At 67.2% G+C, this 19,398-nt stretch carries 21 protein-coding genes; 6 read left to right on the top strand and 15 right to left on the bottom strand.

The window, feature by feature from the left end; genetic code table 11:
• Window positions 1-94: 94 nt before the first annotated feature.
• Both ACP69V_RS05510 and ACP69V_RS05505 read right to left on the bottom strand, forming a co-directional pair.
• Window positions 95-847 carry a hypothetical protein gene (locus ACP69V_RS05510; RefSeq protein WP_426022989.1) on the bottom strand — a complete coding sequence of 251 codons (753 nt, stop codon included), beginning with the start codon at window positions 845-847 and terminating at the stop codon, window positions 95-97.
• A 20-nt stretch (window positions 848-867) separates the two neighbouring features.
• Window positions 868-1,632 (bottom strand): class II aldolase/adducin family protein, encoded by a 765-nt coding sequence (locus ACP69V_RS05505; RefSeq protein WP_426022988.1) that lies wholly within the window; start codon window positions 1,630-1,632, stop codon window positions 868-870.
• Window positions 1,633-1,807: 175 nt separating this feature from the next.
• On the opposite strand from ACP69V_RS05505, the gene ACP69V_RS05500 reads away from it, so the two are divergent.
• From ACP69V_RS05500 to ACP69V_RS05490, 3 genes are all read left to right on the top strand, one after another.
• Window positions 1,808-2,935: a DUF2336 domain-containing protein gene (locus tag ACP69V_RS05500; RefSeq protein ID WP_426022987.1), complete on the top strand. Its 1,128-nt coding sequence runs from the start codon at window positions 1,808-1,810 to the stop codon at window positions 2,933-2,935.
• A gap of 31 nt (window positions 2,936-2,966) precedes the next feature.
• Entirely contained in the window at window positions 2,967-3,764 is a 798-nt protein-coding gene (locus ACP69V_RS05495) for an NAD kinase (RefSeq protein ID WP_426022986.1), read from the top strand.
• Window positions 3,765-3,826: 62 nt separating this feature from the next.
• The gene (locus ACP69V_RS05490) at window positions 3,827-4,303 is read left to right on the top strand and encodes an Hpt domain-containing protein (protein WP_167762575.1); all 477 of its coding nucleotides are present in this window, start codon (window positions 3,827-3,829) and stop codon (window positions 4,301-4,303) included.
• 51 nt (window positions 4,304-4,354) lie between these two features.
• Here ACP69V_RS05490 and ACP69V_RS05485 read toward each other — a convergent pair whose 3' ends face one another.
• Window positions 4,355-5,494, bottom strand: coding sequence for a DUF2336 domain-containing protein (locus ACP69V_RS05485; RefSeq protein ID WP_426022985.1), 1,140 nt, complete (start codon window positions 5,492-5,494; stop codon window positions 4,355-4,357).
• Between the two features lie 88 nt (window positions 5,495-5,582).
• A complete protein-coding gene (locus tag ACP69V_RS05480; protein WP_426017424.1) occupies window positions 5,583-6,380 on the bottom strand; it encodes a transglycosylase SLT domain-containing protein in 798 nt (265 codons plus the stop codon).
• 167 nt (window positions 6,381-6,547) lie between these two features.
• Between ACP69V_RS05480 and ACP69V_RS05475 the strand changes: the two genes are divergently transcribed.
• Complete coding sequence (locus ACP69V_RS05475) at window positions 6,548-7,282, top strand: TonB family protein (RefSeq protein WP_426022984.1); 735 nt, start codon at window positions 6,548-6,550, stop codon at window positions 7,280-7,282.
• Here the strand turns inward: ACP69V_RS05475 and ACP69V_RS05470 are convergent.
• Window positions 7,279-8,289, bottom strand: coding sequence for an NAD(P)/FAD-dependent oxidoreductase (locus ACP69V_RS05470; RefSeq protein WP_426022983.1), 1,011 nt, complete (start codon window positions 8,287-8,289; stop codon window positions 7,279-7,281). The genes ACP69V_RS05475 and ACP69V_RS05470 overlap by 4 nt on opposite strands.
• 51 nt (window positions 8,290-8,340) lie before the next feature.
• Entirely contained in the window at window positions 8,341-10,188 is a 1,848-nt protein-coding gene (locus ACP69V_RS05465) for a phosphoenolpyruvate carboxykinase (GTP) (protein WP_426022982.1), read from the bottom strand.
• Between the two features lie 196 nt (window positions 10,189-10,384).
• Here ACP69V_RS05465 and ACP69V_RS05460 point away from each other — a divergent pair, with 196 nt between their 5' ends.
• The gene (locus tag ACP69V_RS05460; protein WP_426022981.1) at window positions 10,385-11,020 is read left to right on the top strand and encodes a DUF938 domain-containing protein; all 636 of its coding nucleotides are present in this window, start codon (window positions 10,385-10,387) and stop codon (window positions 11,018-11,020) included.
• On the opposite strand, the gene ACP69V_RS05455 is transcribed toward ACP69V_RS05460, so the two are convergent.
• Window positions 11,021-11,512 carry a hypothetical protein gene (locus ACP69V_RS05455; RefSeq protein ID WP_426022980.1) on the bottom strand — a complete coding sequence of 164 codons (492 nt, stop codon included), beginning with the start codon at window positions 11,510-11,512 and terminating at the stop codon, window positions 11,021-11,023.
• A gap of 279 nt (window positions 11,513-11,791) precedes the next feature.
• On the opposite strand from ACP69V_RS05455, the gene ACP69V_RS05450 reads away from it, so the two are divergent.
• Entirely contained in the window at window positions 11,792-12,559 is a 768-nt protein-coding gene (locus tag ACP69V_RS05450) for a pseudouridine synthase (protein WP_426022979.1), read from the top strand.
• A 10-nt stretch (window positions 12,560-12,569) separates the two neighbouring features.
• Here ACP69V_RS05450 and ACP69V_RS05445 read toward each other — a convergent pair whose 3' ends face one another.
• The 8 genes from ACP69V_RS05445 to ACP69V_RS05410 form a co-directional block, all read right to left on the bottom strand.
• Window positions 12,570-13,322, bottom strand: coding sequence for an ATP12 family chaperone protein (locus tag ACP69V_RS05445; RefSeq protein WP_426022978.1), 753 nt, complete (start codon window positions 13,320-13,322; stop codon window positions 12,570-12,572).
• A 16-nt stretch (window positions 13,323-13,338) separates the two neighbouring features.
• Window positions 13,339-14,823: a putative 2OG-Fe(II) oxygenase gene (locus tag ACP69V_RS05440; protein ID WP_426022977.1), complete on the bottom strand. Its 1,485-nt coding sequence runs from the start codon at window positions 14,821-14,823 to the stop codon at window positions 13,339-13,341.
• Window positions 14,820-15,800 (bottom strand): RluA family pseudouridine synthase, encoded by a 981-nt coding sequence (locus ACP69V_RS05435; protein ID WP_426024036.1) that lies wholly within the window; start codon window positions 15,798-15,800, stop codon window positions 14,820-14,822. Before ACP69V_RS05435 ends, ACP69V_RS05440 begins: the two co-directional genes overlap by 4 nt.
• A 74-nt stretch (window positions 15,801-15,874) precedes the next feature.
• Complete coding sequence (gene crcB / locus ACP69V_RS05430) at window positions 15,875-16,270, bottom strand: fluoride efflux transporter CrcB (RefSeq protein ID WP_426022976.1); 396 nt, start codon at window positions 16,268-16,270, stop codon at window positions 15,875-15,877.
• 40 nt (window positions 16,271-16,310) lie between these two features.
• Window positions 16,311-16,799, bottom strand: coding sequence for a CC0125/CC1285 family lipoprotein (locus tag ACP69V_RS05425; protein WP_346497473.1), 489 nt, complete (start codon window positions 16,797-16,799; stop codon window positions 16,311-16,313).
• Between the two features lie 65 nt (window positions 16,800-16,864).
• A complete protein-coding gene (locus tag ACP69V_RS05420; protein ID WP_426022975.1) occupies window positions 16,865-17,590 on the bottom strand; it encodes an RluA family pseudouridine synthase in 726 nt (241 codons plus the stop codon).
• 67 nt (window positions 17,591-17,657) lie between these two features.
• A complete protein-coding gene (locus tag ACP69V_RS05415; RefSeq protein WP_426022974.1) occupies window positions 17,658-18,035 on the bottom strand; it encodes a VOC family protein in 378 nt (125 codons plus the stop codon).
• On the bottom strand, window positions 18,032-19,351 hold the full coding sequence (locus tag ACP69V_RS05410) for a replication-associated recombination protein A (RefSeq protein WP_426022973.1): 1,320 nt from the start codon (window positions 19,349-19,351) through the stop codon (window positions 18,032-18,034). The genes ACP69V_RS05415 and ACP69V_RS05410 overlap by 4 nt, the downstream gene beginning before the upstream one ends.
• Window positions 19,352-19,398: the final 47 nt, after the last annotated feature.

The raw sequence follows: 19,398 nt of genomic DNA, 5'->3' as shown, positions 1-19,398 counted from the left end.
GGGGACGCCGCATGCATTACCGGGTAATGAAGTGCGCGCAATGTTACGTATCAGTAACGTGGCGGATCACATTTTCCGTCGCAGAAATCTTGCCCTAAAAACGACGCCAAACCGCCAGAACCGGCCCACGGGCGATTGCGGCCTCTCGGCCTGCGACGGTTTGTCTCCATCCGGCCTGCACGCTCCAGCCCCCGAAATCGCGCACCACCGAGGTTTCCAGCGATAGCCAGCGCGACCCGCCGTCCGCCGCTCCGCCGAACGCCTGGCCCAGCACCATCCAGTCGCGACCAATCCGGGCGCCCGCCGTGGCGTCGATGCGGGTCTCGTCCGGCAGGCCGTCACGCAAGCGCCGCGCGGCCTGAAGCTCGACGAACGATCCGTCCATGCCCCAGCGCGCGCCCATTTCGCCCAGGGATCGGCCGACAGACACCCTCGCCTCCCAGTCGTGTTCGCCGACGCCGGGCTGGGCATAGCCGGCGTTGCGCCCCTCCCCGGCCCAAGCATAACCGCCATAAAGGCTGACGGCGTTGCGGTCGTCGCGCCAGACCTGCCAGGTCCCGCCGATCTCGATGGGGCCGCGCCCGTTGTAATCGACGAAGGCGTCCTCACCGTCCTGCCAGTCGGCCTTCAACTGCAGGGTCAGCCGGTCCGATGCGCCATATTCGGCGAACACGCCCAACGCTGCGTCGCGCCGGTCGCCCGGCAGGTCGCGCTCCTCGCCCGAGGCGTCGAAGCCGCTATCGGCGCTCAGCCGCTCATATTTGACGATCGCCTGTCCCTTGCCCTTGGGCTGGACCCAGGCGCCGGCGAAGGCCGGAGCGGGCGCCAGCGCACCTAGCGCCAGCACCGCCGCAGCCCCGGCAAGACCTAGGCGTCGTAGCCCGGCGACTTGCGATCCAGCTGGCGCAGGGCGCCCGGCCAGGCCAGGGCCGAGATGAAGCCGATGCCCCGCCCCTGTTCCTTGGTTTCCGCCTGCGCCTCGTCGGGGGCCAGCAGGATGTGCTGACGCCCGCCCGACAGGGCCGCCACCTGCTGCGCGCAGGCCCTCTCCAGAAAGAAGATGCCGATCCATGCCTGAGCCGCCGTTTCCCCGACCGCCAGCGTGCCGTGGTTGCGCAGCAGCATCAGCGGTTTGTCCCCCAGGTCGGCCACCAGACGTTCGCGTTCGTCATGGTTCAGGGCCAACCCCTCGTACCCATGATACGCAACCTGATGCTGTAGTAAACACGCGTTCTGGCTGATCGGCAGCAAACCTTCGGCCTGAGCCGCCACGCCGACGCCGTTCACCGTGTGCAGGTGGATGACGAACCTGGCGTCGTCGCGCGCCGCGTGGACGGCGGAGTGGATGGTGAAGCCCGCCGGATTGATGAAGTGGGTCGTGTCCTGGACGATGTTCCCCTCCAGATCGACCTTCACCAGCGACGAGGCCGTGATCTCGTCGAAATAGAAGCCGTAGGGATTGATCAGGAAATGATGCTCGGGGCCCGGCACACGCGCCGAGATATGGGTGAAGATCATGTCGTCCCAACCGTGCAAGGCGACCAGCCGATACAGGGCCGCCAGCTCGACGCGGACCTGCCATTCGGCCTCGGACACGCGCGATTTGATCGAGGGACTCGTTCCGTCCGCCATGGTTTCCTCCTGCCTCTGAACGGGCTTTGAGAAACCGTCGCCCTGCCCGCGTGCGCCGTCAACCCGCCATGACCGATGTTGACGCTGCGTCATCAGGCAGTCGTTAGCTTTGCTTAACGCCGTCTTCACGACCGCACCTTATGGTTAAGCATCGTCGTCGGTTCGGGGAGCCGCTGTGTCTGTCGTTCAATTGGAGCCGCCCCGCGACACCTGGGACGACCGGACCGTTTCCCAACTTCTGACCCTGGCGCAAAGCCGCTCGGCGGAGGATCGCCAGCGGCTGCTGCTGAAGGTCACATCCCTTTGTGAGGCGACGCGCCCGCCGGCCGAGGTCGGCCCGCTGCTCAGCGACATCTTCCTGACCCTCGCCGCCCAGGCCGAGCGGGACATTCGTTTGGCCTTGTCCGAGCGAATCGCCGGCGTCGACTGGGCGCCGCCCGCCCTGATCAACATGCTGGCGCTGGACGAGATCGAGATCGCCCGGCCGGTCATCACCTCCAGCCCCCTGTTGAAGGACACCGACCTGATCCGGCTGCTGATCGAGGCGACGCTGGAGCATCAGATCGCCGTGGCGCGCCGGCCCCAGCTGTCACGGCCCGTGGCGGACACGATCATCGACCGGGGCGAGGCCGTAACCATGACCGCCTTGGCGTCGAACCGTTCGGCGGACATCAGCGAAGACGCCATGCGCAAGCTGGTTGACCATTCTCGCCGCATCGCCGGCCTGCGCGCGCCGCTGACGCGGCATCCCCGACTGAACGAACAACTGGCCCAGCAGCTGTATCAATGGGTCGGCCAGGCCTTGCGCCAGTCGATCGGCGAACGGTTCCGCATCGACGACGCCCAGCTGAACGCCGCCGTCCAGCAGGCCGCCGCCAAGGCCGTGGGCAGCCCGGAATGGCGCACGGCGCCGACCAGCCGGCTGGCCGAAGATCGCGAACGCTCCGACATGGAACGTCGGCTGGTGGACAAGCTTCAGGCCGCCGGCCAGCTGCGTCCCGGCCTGCTCGTCCGCGCCCTGCGGGAACAGCGGTTCGAACTGTTCGAACAGGCGCTCGCGGCCTTGGGCGGTTTCAGCGACTCACAGGTGCATCACGCCGTGCGCGCCCCGACCGCCGAACCCCTCTATCTGGCCTGTATCGCCGTGGGCGTGGACAAGGCCGTCTTCGCCTCCCTGCTGGTCGAGGTGCGCAAACTGTCGGGCGGCTTGCCTGCGGACGGCGGCTGGACGGCGACGCCGATGAACGCCCATTCCGCCTCGCGCGCCTTCCGTCAGATGATGGAAAGGCCCGCGATCGTTTGACTTCGCCGTCAAGCTCGGCTCACGTCCCGCCGTGACCCAGCCCACTCCCTCCTCCCCCATTCCAGGCTCGCCGGGGCTAGCCTTCGTCGCCAGCGACCGCCCAGAGGCCCAGGCGGCGCGAAAGGCCCTGATCGCGCGCTATGGCGCGGTATCCGAGCAGGAGGCCGACGTGATCGTGGCGCTGGGCGGCGACGGTCAGATGCTGGAGACGCTGCACGCCAACCTGCGCCAGCGCACGCCGGTCTATGGCATGAACCGCGGCTCGGTCGGTTTCCTGATGAACGACTACGAGGAAGAAGGCCTGCTGGAGCGAATCGCCGCCGCCGAACGCACCGTCATCCACCCGCTGCAGATGGACGCCTGGACCGAAAGCGGCGAGGTCCATACCGGCCTGGCCATCAACGAGGTCTCGCTGCTGCGCCAGACGCGCCAGACCGCAAAGCTGCGGATCACGGTCGATGAGCGGGTGCGGCTGGAAGAACTGTCCTGTGACGGCTGCCTGGTGGCGACGCCGGCGGGATCGACCGCCTATAACCTATCGGCGCACGGCCCGATCATTCCGCTGGACGCCCGCATCCTGGCCCTGACGCCGATCAGCGCGTTTCGGCCCCGGCGCTGGCGCGGCGCCCTGTTGTCGCATGGCGCCAAGGTGCGGTTCGAGGTTCTGGAGGCCGACAAACGCCCCGTCTCGGCCACCGCCGACAACTTCGAAGTCAGGCGCGTCGCCCGCGTCGAGGTGCGCGAACGGCGCGACCTCAGCCTGACCATGTTGTTCGACGCCGGACGCTCGTTCGACGAACGCGTGATGGCCGAACAGTTCGCCAACTGATCCGGTCACGGGTTCTTAAGCCCGATCCCGTACCTTGCCTTCAAAGTCCAATGGAGCCCGCCATGAGCAATCCGGCGCAGATCACCCCCCCGACGAACGCCCTGCGCATGAAGGTCGGCGGCGGTTTCGGCATCAATGCCGACGCCATCGCCAGGGCCGAAGAGGCGCTGAAGGCCATGTCGGCCCAGTTCGGCCAGTGGCTGAACGACGAAATCGTCAAGCTGGACAAGGCCCAGGCCGACATCCGCGAACAAGGCTACAATCCGACCACCGCCGAGGCCCTGTATTTCCGCGCTCACGACCTGAAGGGTCTGGGAACGACCTATGAGTATCCGCTGGTGACGCGCATCGCAGGTTCGCTGTGCAAGATGCTGGACGACGCCGACCGCCGCATGACCGCGCCGGTCGTCGTACTGGACGCCCACATCGACGCCATCCGCGCCGTGGTCCGCGACCAGATCAAGACGGACGAACACCCCACCGGCCGCGCCCTGGCCGAAACCCTGGAAGCGCGCGTCGCAGACCATCTCGCAGGCTGAAACGTCCCCCTCAGCCATGATGCGAAAGGCCCGCCGAATGGCGGGCCTTTTTTATGCGGCGTTGGCGGCGGACAGCGCCGGAGACGGCGACTGATCCAGCCGTTCCATCAAATAGGCCAGGTCGTCGCGCAGCACGTTCGGCCGCTGGGTCAGGAACCGTTCCAGCATCTGCTCGCGGAAATAGGCGCTGGACGTGTCGATCCCCTCGGACGCCAGCGTCCTCCAGGTATCGACCCCGGCGCGGAAGGCCTGGAACAGGCGCGGCGGCAGGCCTGCCCGATCATAGATGGCCTTCAGTCCCAGCGGTCCCGCATCATGCACCATCAGCCAGGCCCGGTGATGGGGCGTGTTGGCCAGTTCGGCCAGGCCATGTTCGAACATCGCCATCTGACCGCGCGCCAGGCCGCGCAAAAGCAGCGAGGCGTTAAGGACGCGACGCGCGTTCAGATGGGTCATGAAGGCGGCCAGATCCGCACTGACGGCGGCCTGATCGACCAGATCGACGGTCGTTCTCTCGCGCGCATATTGGGCCAGACGGATGGCGGTTTCCGGCGCGACGGCGTGGCGGCTGATCAGATGCTCGCGCACCGCGTCGCTGGCCAGCTGAATCAGGCGCTCGGTCACACTCATCGGCAAAACTTGGCGGTAGGCCACGGCCGTCAGCACCTCTGGCGCCTCGGCGAAGCGATCGACCACGGCCGCCAGCGCGGCTTCCGACAGGTCGGCGTTGTCGTTGGCCGCCACGGTGCGAACCGCCTGTTCGCAGCCTTCCTCGGCCAGCACGGTCGCGACATCGCGTGAGACCCGCGACCGCCCCGCCACCGCGACCTGACGCACCACCGACCCAGCGCGCACGATCTCGATCAGATCCTCGTCGCTGAAGGCCGGAGACGCGGCGATGATCGGCAGGGCGATGCTGTCCAGATCGCCGGCCAGCTTGCGTGCCACATCGTGGGGAATCAGGTCCGACGCCTTAAGGGTGACGGCCATGGCGCGGCGCACCAGTTCGGCGGCGTCATTGGCCAGCAAGTGCAGGATTTTCTGCGCCGCGGCCCTGTCGTCCTCGTCCAGGTCGGCGCGTTCCATGTTGCGGCACAGCTTGTGCGCCGCCTCGGCCCGTTCATCGTCGTCCGTCGCCTTGATGAGGCGTCGAATGTCCACTTCTGTGAGGCGTGCGCGGAAGGCGGTCATAGACGGCTCGTCATGGAATCGGGCGTGGATCCCAGAATGAGACTGCCATGCTTAACGGCTGGTTTACCATCGGTTGCAATGCAACGACTCAGGTGGATTGTTTGCCATTTGGCGAGAAAGCGCCGCCGAAGCCGCTGCTGGACGATCCGTCCTGACCAAGCAGCAGGGCCAGCAGCCCCTGATCCTGCTTCAGCCGATCCATCCGCGCCGCCAGCATCTGATCCTTGTCGCTCAGATTAGGGACAGAATATTTGGTTTCGCCCGTGCCGGCCGCCGGGGCGCCCTCGCCTGCCGTGCGTTGCAGATTCGCGTGAACCTCGGCGACGGTGGCGGGGCGGCCGCTGCGGTAGAAGATGCTGCGGTTGGCCCGCGCGGCCTCGGGGAACATGGCCACGGCGCTGGCGCCGGGATTGCGATCCATCGCCTGCATCAGGCCCGCCGCCCCCGCCGGACCCAGGAAGTGGGCGGCGTACAGATCGCCGGCCCCCGGCTCCTTGCCCGTGCGCCCCCGCAGATAGGCCGCATTCGAGGCCGTCAGTTCGGCCGCCATCGTCGAGGCGGCATGCGGATCGAACCTCAGGTCCAGCACCACATTTCGCGCCGAACCCTCGACCCGCCAACGCCCGTCGCTGCCCCGGTGGATCAGGTCGGCGTACTGGCCATAGCCGTGCTGGGCGCCGTGTTGCTTGACCGTGCCCAGCCACGTCTGTTCGATGAACTGGAACAGACCGGCCGCCGAAGAGGTCGGCGCCTTTGCGGACGGGTTCATCGCGCTTTCGCGACGCGCCGTCTTGATCAGAAAGTCGTAGTCCACGCCCACGGCGTTCGACGCGCGCCGAATGGCCGCCTCTACCCCGCCTGTCGATGGAATCGCTCCGATGCCCATGTGCGGATGGTCGGCGAACGTAGTTAACCAACCCTTAATTCTTAACGCCGCCGTTAACGGATCGACATTGGTCGAACCCCGAAACCTCCGCCGCAAAGCCGCCACAACCTGCGCGCTCAACTTGCAGTTACGGGCGCTGCGGGGGCGGTGAACGAGGGAGTGAAGTTATGATGATCCGTGCCGCCGGCGGCCCCGGCTTGATCAGCCCCATCGACTTCGGGGAACGCAAGAAACCCATGCCGCGCTGGATGCTGGGCGCCATCGGCGTCTCGGTCGTCCTGCACGTCGCGGCGGGGGTGGCGCTTTATAATCAGCGGTTCGAGTTGAGCGGGATGACGCAACCCGCCGAGCCCGACAAGCCCATCGATGTCTTCTTCCAGACCCCGCCCAAGCCCAAGCCGCTCCCGCCTACGGTCACGGCGGCCCCGCCCACGCCAATCCACAAGCCGGCGCTGACCGTGCCCGCCGATGTGCCGACGCTCGCGCTGACCCCGCCCGAGAACCCGACCAACACGGCCCCGCCCGGACAGGTGATCGTCAGCACGGCGCCCACCGGCGTCGAAGGCGGCACGGCCACGGTCGAGACCCCGCCGCGCGCACCGTCGGTGATCAACAACCCGACCTGGGCCAGCCGCCCGTCGCCGGCGCAGATGGCGCGCGCCTACCCCACCCGCGCGGCTGAGAACGGCACACCCGGTTCCGCCAGCCTCAGTTGCATGGTTCGCGTGGATGGCGGCCTGACCGGCTGCCGTGTCGTGGGCGAGACGCCGAACGGCCAGGGCTTCGGCCGTGCGGCTCAGAGCCTGACGCGCGACTTCCGCATGAACCCGCGCACAGTCGACGGCCGCCCCGTCGACGGGGCTACGGTCAACTTCACCGTGCGCTTCGCGATGGCGGGCTAGAACCGACCAGGATCGAGGGCGCGGGCATCCATCAAGGCCGCCTGCCCCTCGATCGCATCGGCGACAACTGCACCCACCAGCGGCCCCAGCAGCCAGCCGTTCCGACGCGGCGCCAAGGCCATGAACAACCCCTGCCCGCCCGGCGCTGCGCCCGCCAGCGGCAAGCCATCGGCTGTCGCCCCACGCACTCCCGCCCGCCAGTCGATGTCCAGCGGTTCGGGTATCCGATCCAGCACGCGCCAGGCCGCCTCCATCAGGCGTTTTGATGTCTCGGCATCCGGCGCGGTGTCCCGCCGCCCCGGCTCCATCGTCGCGCCGATCACAGCACCCGAGGCCATCGGCGCGATATAGGCCCCCGGCCCGCGCACGACATGACCCACCAGATCTCGGGCCGCGACGCCGATCTGTCCCCGGATCGGCTGGATGGCCTCGATCAGAACCCGCGCGGCTTTGGGCAGACCCGCGACAGCTTCGCCCGCCCCGGTCGCTAGCACCACCGCCTCGGCGTCCAACACCGTGTCGCCGACAGAGACGCGCCAGCCGTGGTCGGCGCGGACGATACCCGTCACCCGCCCCCTAATGACGGCCTTGGCCACCGCCTGCCTCAGCGCCGCCAGCGCCTGTGCAGGATCGACCTGATAATCTTCGTCGGTCGTGACGCAGTCGCCCTCGCGCCACGCGTCGAAGCCCAGCGCATGCAGTCGCGCCGCCATCCCGTCCACGTCGCCGCCCCGCCACTCGGCCGGTCGATGCGCCAGAGCGATCCCCGCCGCCGCCGCGAATTCGGGCCACAGGTCGCGCCCCGCCCGGAACAGCCGGGCATGATCGGGCGACACGTCGTCGATAGCCGATTCCATCGCGGGCGCGATCATCCCCGCCGCGACCAGGGAGGCGTTCACCTCCCCCGGATCGACCACCATCACAGCCCGGCCGCGCCGATGCAGTTGGAACGCGGTGCAAAGGCCAAGCACCCCGGCGCCGACGATCACGATGGGAGGGGAAGACATCACGGGTCGTTTGATCGACCCGCGACGCCCCTATTGCAAGATGGCTTCAGCCTATTCCGCCGCCATCGAGGCGGCGCCCGCATCGTCCAGGCGCGCGACCAGGGCCGCGTGCTGGTCCCACAGGGCGGTGGGCAGACGGTCGCCGAACTGGCGATAGAAGTCCGGGATCAGCGCCGCTTCCTCGGCCCAAACGCCCGCATCGACATCCAGCAGGATCGACAGTTGCGCCGGCGTTAGATCCAGACCCGACAGGTCCAGGGCTGCAACGGACGGCACCCGCCCCACCGCCGTCTCCACCGCTTCGGCCTCGCCATCAATCCGCTCGCTGATCCATTTCAAAACACGAACGTTGTCGCCAAATCCGGGCCAAACGAACCGCCCGTCCTGATCCTTCCTGAACCAGTTGACGAAGAAGATGCGCGGCAGTTTCGACGTGTCGCGCCCCTGCCCCATCTTCAGCCAGTGGGCGAAATAGTCGCCCATGTTGTAGCCGCAGAAGGGCAGCATGGCGAAGGGATCGCGGCGCAGTTCCCCGACCTTGTTCTCGGCCGCCGCCGTGCCTTCGGACGCCACGGTCGAGCCCATGAAGACGCTATGTTCCCAATCGAACGCCTCGGTCACCAAAGGCACGGCGCTTGCGCGACGCCCGCCGAACAGGATGGCGTCGATCGGCACACCCCTGGGATCTTCCCATTCCGGCGCGATGGCCGGGCACTGGCTGGCCGGGGCGGCGAAGCGGGCGTTGGGATGCGCCGCCGGTTCACCGGACGCGGGATCGTGCGGCTGGCCCTTCCAGTTCGTCAGGCCCTGCGGAGCCTCCTTAGTCAGCCCCTCCCACCATACATCGCCGTCCTGCGTCAGGGCGGTGTTGGTGAAGATGGTGTTGGTCGCCAGGGTCTCCAGCGCATTGTGGTTGGTGTTGCGGCTGGTGCCGGGCGCGACGCCGAAGAAGCCGGCCTCGGGGTTCACGGCATACAGCCGGCCGTTTTCGCCGAACCGCATCCAGGCGATGTCGTCGCCGATGGTCTCGGCCTTCCAGCCCGGCAGGCTGGGTTGCAACATGGCCAGGTTGGTCTTGCCGCAGGCGCTCGGGAAGGCGGCGGCCACATATTTCGCGCGCCCCTTCGGATCGGTCAGCTTCAGGATCAGCATATGTTCGGCCAGCCACCCCTCGTCGCGGGCCATGATCGAGGCGATGCGCAGGGCGTAGCATTTCTTGCCCAGCAGGGCGTTGCCGCCATAGCCCGAGCCATACGACCAGATCTCCCGCGTCTCGGGGAAATGCACGATCCACTTGTCGTCATTGCAGGGCCACGGCACGTCCGCCTGACCGTCGGCCAACGGCGCCCCCAACGTATGGACGGCGGGCACGAACACACCCGTATCTCCCAACTGGTCCAGCGCCGACTTGCCCATGCGGGTCATCACCCCCATCGACAGGGCGACATAGCCGCTGTCGGTGATCTCCACACCCAGCGCGCTGATGGCCGATCCCAGCGGCCCCATGCAGAAGGGCACGACATACATCGTCCGCCCCGCCATGCAGCCGTCGAACAGCCCGTCCAGACGCTCGCGCATTTCGATCGGATCGGCCCAGTTGTTGGTGGGACCGGCATCGGCCTCGTCGTCCGAGCAGATGAAGGTCCGGCTCTCGACCCGCGCCACGTCACGCGGATCGGACGCGGCGTAATAACAGCCCGGCCGCTTGTCCTGATCCAGCGCCTTCAGCGTGCCCTTGGCCAGCAGATCGGCGGTGATGGCCGCCTTTTCACTTTCCGACCCGTCGCACCAGTGGACTTGTGCAGGCTTGGTCAGGGCGGCGATCTGCTCGACCCAGGCGACGAGGCCGGCGTGGGCGGTCGGCGCCGGATGGAGTCCGGGCGTGGCGGAAAGGGGCAAGGGCGTCTCCTGAGCGAACAGGCCCGACGATCTGACGCCGTCGTGACCTTCAGCACGCGACGATCACGCACTGTTACAGGCGAGATGCTCCGGTCTTTCCTCCACGTCAAACCGTGCAAGAAAGCGCCGATGTCCACCGGTGTCTCTGGCAAAAGAACGCAGGTGTCAGCGGCGCGATCCGGCGCTAGAAAGGCTTGTGCAAACGCTGGATTCCCTCTCCGCCCTGCCTGACGGCGCTCTCAGTTCGCCCGCTGCGCGTCGCAATGCGGAGGCGATTCTACAGGTCCTGCGCGCCCACCTGCCGGCGCGTGGACGCGTGCTTGAGATCGCCTCTGGATCGGGTGAACACGCCACCGCCTTCGCCGCTGCACTGCCCAGCCTGGACTGGACGCCCAGCGACCCCAGCGAACAGGCCCGCGACAGCATCGCCGCCTGGACGCACCAGTTGGCGCTGACCAACCTCCATTCGCCGCTGGCGCTCGACGCGGCCGATCCGGCGACATGGCCAAAAGGACCGTTCGACGCCCTCTATTGTGCGAACATGACGCACATCAGCCCCTGGTCGGCGACCGAGGGGCTGATGGATCAAGCCGGTCGCGTCCTGCGACCCCCCGGCGGTCTGCTGGCGCTCTATGGCCCCTATCGCGAGGCCGAAGTCGAGTTGGCGGCGTCGAACGCCGCCTTCGACGACAGTCTGAAGGCGCGAAACGCTGAATGGGGTCTACGCGACCGTGAAACGGTCGAGGCCCTGGCCCGCTCGCATGGCCTTGCGGCCACGCTGCGGGTTCAGATGCCGGCGAACAACCTCATCCTGCTGTTCCGCGCCGTCTGATCAGGCGATCGCGCCGACGATTTTGGACAGTGCGCCATTGTCGCTCAGCAGGGTCACGGCGCCGTCTTTGAACACCGCGCCATCCGCCTCGGCCGACACGCCGAAGCTCTCAGCCGCCAAGGCCACGCCATCAGCGAAGGCGATGACCGTCAGGGCGTTGGCGCGCGCCAGGTCCAGCAGCGACTTGACCGCCGCCAGCGACGCCTCGTCTGTCGAACCACCCGGAACGATCAAACCCTTCAGCCGACCTTCGACGATGTCCTTGGCCGTCGCGGTGGCCAGCACGGTCACGCCGCCGGTGATCAGGCTGGCGTCGCCCGTCGAGATCGGGGCCAGGCCCACGCCTTCGGCTCGCAACGCGCCCTCCACGTCGCCCAGCTCGCCGAACTCCATGTCACGCCGCATCACCAGCCCCATGCGCAGACGGGTGGGAACAGGACGGTTGTAACCGGTGCGACGGGGGCCTGCGGAAGATTTGTTTTGAGCGAACAAGACGTCTCCTTGAAATGTTTCAATACTGATCCAGATCCGACGAGCGACGCTGTCGAACCGCCCACGCCAATGATCAGAAAAAGGGAAATCGACGGGTTCGACGCCTGTCGTCCCGCACTCTGGATCATTTGTGGAATGTCGTCATATATAGTGGAGATCCCATCAGGATCAACCTGCCAATTGGAACAGGCTGGCTATCCTAATCCTGAAAACCGTGTCCGGCTTGCTCGCGACCTCGCCCGGCTCTAGACAGCGACATCGACTGGACGACGGAATCGCATGGCCTTCACCCGCACCTATGACGGCGACGAACCCGTTCGCGTGAACAAGTGGCTGGGCCAGACCGGCGTCTGTTCCCGGCGCGAGGCCGACACCCTGATCGCCAACGGCCTGGTCTCCATCGACGGCGAGACCATCACTGATGCGGGCCGCAAGATTCAGCCGGGCGAGACCCTGACCTTGAACGACACCGCCCAGGCGGCCCTGGCGTCGGGCATGACCCTGGTGCTGCACAAGCCGGTCGGTTATGTCTCGGGCCAACCCGATCCCGGCAAGATCCCTGCCGTGCGCCTGCTGACGAAGCCCAACCGTATCGGCGAGGGCGAGATTCCCGCTCGCGACGCCTCCCTGCCCCCCATCGGCCGACTGGACGAGGACTCGCGGGGTCTGTTGCTGCTGTCGTCGGACGGCGTCGTCGCCAAGGCGGTGATCGGCCCGGCTTCCGAACTGGACAAGGAGTATCTGGTCGTCGTCGAGGGCTTGATCACCGAGGGCAAGCTCAGCCGCCTGCGACACGGCATGGAACTGAACGACAAGCCGCTCAAGCCCGCCCGCGTGACCCAGATTGGGCCGCAGCGAATGCGGTTCATCCTGGACGAGGGCAAATACCGCCAGATCCGTCGCATGTGCGAACTTGTCGGGCTGGAGGTCGTGGACCTTTACCGCACCCGCATCGGCCCGTTGGAACTCGGCGACCTGCCGGAAGGCCGCTGGCGTCACCTGACGAACGAAGAGCGCGCGATGCTCATCGCCCACTCCGCATCCTGAGTTCAGCGCCCTAATCCAGGGCTCTGAACCATTGATCCAGCAGTTGCGCCTCGGCGCGACGCGCTTCGGTGCGCTCGGCGGCCTCGGCGTCCACGCCCCACTGGTCTTCCTGAAACAGCTCGTCGATCCGCGACAGATCGAACGCCGCGCCCCCGTCCAGCGCGCCCTGCTCCACCGCCAGGGCCAGCACCGCCGAGCCCAGCAACGGCACGGCCGTCGCCAACCCCGTCAGGCGGAAATCATCCAGCGACAGGGCGTGCGCCTTGACCCGCGCGATGGCGTCCGGCGACTGCGGCCGATGCACGATGCCGGCCACAGGCTCCAGCACCACGCCCATCTCGCGCGCGGCCCAGTCGCGCCAAGGCCCCCATTCCCGCGCCTGGCGCTGGACCAGCGGCGTCGGATGTTCGGCCAAATAGCAGACCACATCCGACCCGGCGTAGGCGGCGATCTCGTCCGCCACCGGCTCGCGCGCCTGACCGATCCGGTCGATGGCGGTCGAGGCCAGCCGCGTCGCCGGCATGGTCGAGGGATCCAGAAACTTGCCCTGCGCCGCCCATTCGTCGGCGACCAGCTGGGCTGCGGCCTGCGTCGGCAGGACCAGCGCCGCCTTGTCAGGCGTCTTGGGCGAGCGACCGTCCAGCAGCACGGCCCAGCCGCCGTCTGAATGCGGACCGACGACAGCCTCTTTCCAGAAGCGTGAGATCCGGTCCGGCGATTGTTCGACGAAACGCGGACGATGCGGGGCGGGCTTGTCAGTCATCAGAGGTCCGTTGAAATCAGGCCGGCACGACGTCAAACGCCAGCGTCAGACGCGACGCCTCGCCCCCAAACGGCTGGGTGCCGTGCCACATATAGGAAGGAAACAGCACCAGCGTCCCCGGCTGGGGCTGCACATGGTGTTCGGCTGCAAGGCTCGGCAAGCTGGGCGGCGCGCCGAACCGCAACCAGCCCTCGCGTCCCTCCCCGGCAACTTCAGGCGGCAGTTCGATATGGCAGGCCGACGACAGCCATCCGTTCGAATGGATATGGTCGGCGTGAAACCCGTTCGGCCGCAACCGCACCGACCAGCTGCCCTGGATGCTATAGTCGCCGGTATTGCGCGCCCTCAGCGGATCGTCACCCTGACCCACCGCCGCCATATAGTCGCGGATCGGCTTGTCGATGGCCTGGAAGAAGGCCCGGATAGCCGGGTCGTCGCTCTCGGACAGCGCGGCGGCGGTCTGCGATCCCCCGCGCAATGACTGCCCCACCGGATGGGTCTTCAGCGTGTGCAGCTGATGCAGCGCCCGGGCCAGATCGACCAGATAGGCCTCCAGCGACGCCCACCCCTGTGGCGCCTCCAGCCGATAGGGACGCACGAAGGCGTCGTAGTCGTACATCCGCCCATAGCGATCATCGCCCAGCATCCGCCAGGCGGTCGCCTGGAAGGCCAGCACATGCTGGTTCAACGGCTCTCGCGCCCGCAGCGCCTCGATCGGAACCAGCGCCGCCTCGGCCTCGCCCAGAGCCAGTAAGCATTCAGCCTGTGTCACCATGATCGCCGCGACCTCGCCGCCGGCCAAAGCCGCCGCCCGGTTCGCATGATCCAGGGCGCGTCGCGCATCCAGCATCAGGCACGACTGCGCCGCCGCCAGCTCCCCCGGCCCATCCAATGGCCCGGCGACTAAAGTGCGATACGCCCGCTCAGCCTCCCCGGCGTACTCCAGCAGCCGCGCCTTGATCTGACGCGGCATAGGAGCGTCGGGCGATGCGGCGATGGCGGCGTCCAGCGGCGCGCAGGCGGCCTCAAGATCGGCGTCGCGCATCCAGATCAACTGGCTCAGATCCCTCAGCGCATCGCCATAGCCGGGCCGTCGCGCCAGCGCCTGACGATAGGCGTCCTCGGCCTCATCGAACCGGCTCTGCGCCTGAATTGCGCGCGCCAGCACCAGCCAGGTCTCCGGCGCATCCCCGCCGATGGCCATGGCGCTGCCACAGGCGGCCTCCGCCTCGACCGCCCGGCCCAGGTCGCCCAAGGTGGATGCCAGATTATGCCGCGCCGGCACGCTGTGCGGTCGAACCGCCACCAGTCGCTGGGACAATACCGCGCTGTCCGCCAGGCGCCCCGCCCGCTTCAGCAGATCGGCCTGAGCCGACAGCGCCTGCCACGGCGCATCGCTCCGTTCCACTACCGGCGTCAGCATGTCCAACGCCTGGTTCAGTCGCCCGGCGGCGGCTAAAGCCTTGGCCCGTTCGACCTGTGCCTGGATGTCTGCCGTCACCGGATTCGTTTCACGCCCAGGAAGGGATCGTCCTCCGCCTCGTCCTCGGAGAAGCCGAAGTGGGCGAAGCCGGCCTTCATTTCGGGGCTCAGCGGAGCCGTGACCTTCAGTGTCCCGCCGCGAGGGTGGTCCAATTCGATACTGCGCGCATGCAGTTGCAGCTTCAGCGGTCCGGACAATTCCCTGGATTTCTCGTCGCCGTATTTGGGGTCGCCCAGAATCGGGTGGCCGATCCCGGCCATATGGGCGCGCAGCTGGTGCGTCCGTCCGGTGAAGGGCCGCAGCGCCATCCAGGACGCCCGGTGGGAGGCGCGGCTGACGGTGCTGAACGCGGTCTCGGCCGGTTCGGCCTTGGGGTCCTTGCGTTCGGCCGGGCGCATCATCTCGAAGTCGTTGATGCCGGTCTTCTTCAGCGGCATGTCGATCTGGCCCGAATAGGGTTTCGGATTGCCGATCACGATGGCCCAATAGGTCTTCTTGGCCTGACGCCGCGCGAATGCGCCCGCCAGCCGCTTGGCCGCCTCCGGCCCCTTGCCCAGCAGCAGCACGCCCGAGGTGTCGCGATCCAGACGGTGCACCAGACGCGGCCGGTTGACCCCCTCGCCCCAGGCCGAAAGCAGACGGTCGACGTGACGGCTGGTCTTGGTGCCGCCCTGGACCGCCAGGCCGTGCGGCTTGTTGATAGCGATGACCATGTCGTCTTCGTACAGGACCAGCGACTTGACGAACCGGATGTCCTGTTCGGACAGGGTGTGCATGTCCCCGGCCTGGCGAGATGTGTCGTCCGGGATCGGCGGCACGCGCACGGCGGCCCCGGCGGTCAGGCGGCCTTCGGGCTTAATGCGGGCGCCGTCCACGCGGATCTGGCCGCTGCGGGCCATCTTCTGCACCTGGATGTTCGATAGGTGCGGCCAGCGTCGGCGGAACCAGCGGTCCAGTCGGATGCCGTCCTCGTCTTCGGCGACATAGATCGTCAGGACTTCACGCTTGGGGGCGTCCTTGGCGGCGTCCTTTTCAGCGCCATGCGGCTCGTCGGCGGGAGAGTAGTCGGTCAAAGCGTAGCTCCAAGGGCGCGGCGGGCGATCATCAGGCCGACGAAAAGGGCCAGGATAGCCAAGACGACCGAGCCGACTACATAGGCGGCGGCCAGGCCGATTTCGCGGCGCTCGATCATCTGCACCGCCTCCAGCGAATAGGACGAAAAGGTCGTGAATCCGCCCAGCACGCCGACGGCGGCGAACAGCCTGACGGCCTCCTGCTGCGCCCCGCCCCGGAACGCCAGCCAACCGACCAGCAGACCCATCAGCAGGCCGCCGATGACATTGGCCGCGAACGTGCCCAGCGGCCAACCGACGTTGGGCGCCAGCCGGCCTACGGCGAGCCCCAGCCCATAGCGGGCCATGGAGCCGATGGCTCCGCCCGCCGCAACGAGAAGAAAACGTGTCATCGTGCGGCCTTCTATACGCCGCACGCGCCGAAAGCGATGGTCAGCGCGGGATGGAACCCTGGACCGAACGCGCATCATAGGCGTTGGGCCGGTCCGGCTTCTGACCCCGACCCAGAACGACTTCCAGCGTGGTCGATGTCGGTTGCGGACCGCTGAAGTTCAGACCCACGCCAACCCCGACGCCGGACGCGGAATAGCCACCGTAACGGCTGCTGCCGCCGCCGATTGAAACGCTGGGGCGCACGCCGCCCGCACCACCCGGCCGCCCGTCGGTCCAGCTCTGGGTCACCTCGAACCAGTCATAGCCCTGCTCGGTCGTCAGGTCGGCGGCGCGCAGCAAGGCCCAGTCAGCGACGCGCCCTGCCGCCCCGACGCCGTTATAGCTGACGCGATAGCGGTTGGACTCGATCCTCTGTTCAGAGAACCCCTGCCCGTTCGGTCCCTGCTGGGCGCCATAGGGGGCCAAGCTGGCGCAGGCGCTCAGAGCGAGGGCGGAAAGGCCGGTCAAGGCGATGGCGAGACGCTTCATCATAGGTATCCTTTCAACCACATAGCGCCAAAACCGACACGACGTTCCCTAAAGAGACGGGCGACCTACAGGCCCAGAGCCGCGCGCAGTCTGGCGAAGTCCTCGGGCGGCGGCGCCTCTACCGTCGTCGTGCCGCCTTCGGGATGGGGAAAGCTCAGCCTGGCGGCGTGCAGCATCAGGCGCGGCGCCGGCCCCACCGCCGTGGTCAGGGCGCCGCCGTAACGCACGTCCCCGATCAGCGGCCGACCAATATGGGCCATATGCACCCGCAGCTGGTGCATCCGCCCGGTCAGCGGCTCCAGCTCGACCACCGCCCCCTCCGGTCCCGAGGCCAGGGTCCGGTATTTGCTCTGCGAGCCCTGCGCACCCGGCGCATCGAAGGCGACGACGCGCATATAGCTTTCGCGCCCGATTTCCTCGCGGCGCAGCGGGGCGTCGATGGTCGCCGACGCCGGTTCGGGTGCGGCCGACAGCAGGGCGAGATACTGTTTCCTGAACCGCCGCATCTGCAGCGCCTTGCCCAGGAAACTCGCCGCCGGCTTGGTCTTGGCCGCCAGGATCACGCCCGAGGTGTCGCGGTCCAGCCGATGCACCAGCTCCGGCCGCTTGCCGTTCGACCGCGCAAACGCCCACAGCAGATCGTCCAGCGTATGGGCCTGGATCCGCCCGCCTTGGCTGGACAGGCCGGGCGGCTTGGAAAAGGCGATGACATGGGCATCCTCGTGAATCACCCACGAACGGACGGCGGCGATCTCATCCTCGGACAGGGCGACGGGGGTGCGGGTTGTCATCGGGGGCTTCTAGACGTTTCATCGCCAAAAATCCGAGTCCGGCTTCATGTCCTTGCTGGATAATGCCTCAGGCCTCGTCTTTCAGACGCCATGGCGGATTGATCCGATTATCGCCTGCAAAATACAGACAGATCCGATTGCCGTCCGGGTCTCGCAGCCAGGCCTCTCGCCACAGCCAAGTCTGATCGACGGGATCGACATCAAACGCCAGACCTGCCGTCTTTAGAGCCGCAACGCGCGCATCCAGATCCTGACATTCAAAATAGACCACTGTCCCGTTCGCTCGCACATCGGATGCGTGATGGATTGAGAAGGTCGCGCCGCCTGGACACAAGAAGCGTGCGTAGTGGGGGCTGGAAACGATGAGGGTCAGACCCAAGGTCTCGTAAAATACGCGCGCCGACGGGATGTCCGCGACCTGAACGGTGACCTGGTTCAGATTCATGTTTGTTCCGCTGCTTGACCCGCCATCCGTGCCCGCATCTCGGCCCAGCGGCCCAGCCGCGTCTTGACCTTCTCCTCATGCCCCTCGCCCTTGGGCTTGTAGAAGGTGCGGCGTTCCATCTCGTCGGGGAAGAAGTTCGCGCCCGAGAAACCTTCGGGCGTGTCCGGGTCGTACTGATAGCCCTTGCCGTAACCTAGCGACTTCATCAGCTTGGTCGGGGCGTTGCGGATATGGGCCGGCGGCATCAGCGAGCCGGTCTCATAGGCCGCCTTCTTGGCCGCCTTGAAGGCCTCGTACACCCCCACCGACTTGGGCGCGGTCGCCAGGTGGACCACGGCTTGGGCTAGGGCCAGTTCGCCCTCGGGGCTGCCCAGAAAATCGTAGGTGTCCTTGGCCGCGTTGGCGACCAGGATCGACAGCGGGTCCGCCTCGCCGATGTCCTCGACCGCCATCCGCACGATCCGCCGCGCCAGATAAAGCGGGTCCTCCCCTCCATTCAACATCCGCGCCAGCCAGTACAAGGCGGCGTCCGGGTCCGAACCCCGCACCGATTTATGCAGCGCGGATATGAGGTTGTAGTGTTCTTCTCTCGACTTGTCGTAGGCGGGCGCTCGCCGCTGCAGCACCCCGGCCAGCCCCTGCACGTCCAGCATTTCGCCGTCGGGCAGGTCGAACAAGACCTCCGACATGGTCAGCAGATATCGCCCGTCGCCGTCGGCCAAGGCCAGCATCGCGTGCCGCGCCTCGGGCGACAGCGGCAGGGCCTTGTCCATATGCGCTTCGGCCCGGCTCAACAGCTGATCCAGCGCCGCATCGTCCAGCCGCTTCAGCACATAGACCTGGCTGCGCGACAGCAGCGCCCCGTTCAACTCGAAACTGGGGTTCTCGGTCGTGGCTCCGACCAGGGTGACGACCCCGGCCTCGACGAAGGGCAGGAAGCCGTCCTGCTGGGCGCGGTTGAACCGGTGGATCTCGTCGACGAACAGCAGGGTCGACTGCCCCGCCGCGCGTCGCATCCGCGCCGCCTCGAACGCCTTCTTCAGATCGGCCACGCCCGAGAAGACCGCGCTGATCGCCTGATATTCATAGCCAGCCGCCTGGGCCAGCAGGCGGGCGATGGTGGTCTTGCCGGTGCCGGGCGGCCCCCACAGGATCATAGAGCCAAGCCGGCCGGCTTCGATCATGCGCCGGATCGGTCCGCCGGCGCCCAGCAGATGATCCTGGCCCACGACCTCGTCCAGCATGCGCGGGCGCAGGCGGTCGGCCAAGGGCGCGTCGGGCGGCAGAATGCCGGAGGCTTCGAACAGATCGGTCATGCGTGCGACCTATGTAGTCATTCGCCGGGCGCTTTTCACGCGCTAGT

Source organism: Brevundimonas sp. PWP3-1b1 (assembly GCF_049896065.1).
GTDB lineage: Bacteria > Pseudomonadota > Alphaproteobacteria > Caulobacterales > Caulobacteraceae > Brevundimonas > Brevundimonas intermedia_B.
This window is presented reverse-complemented; position numbering and strand designations above follow the sequence as displayed.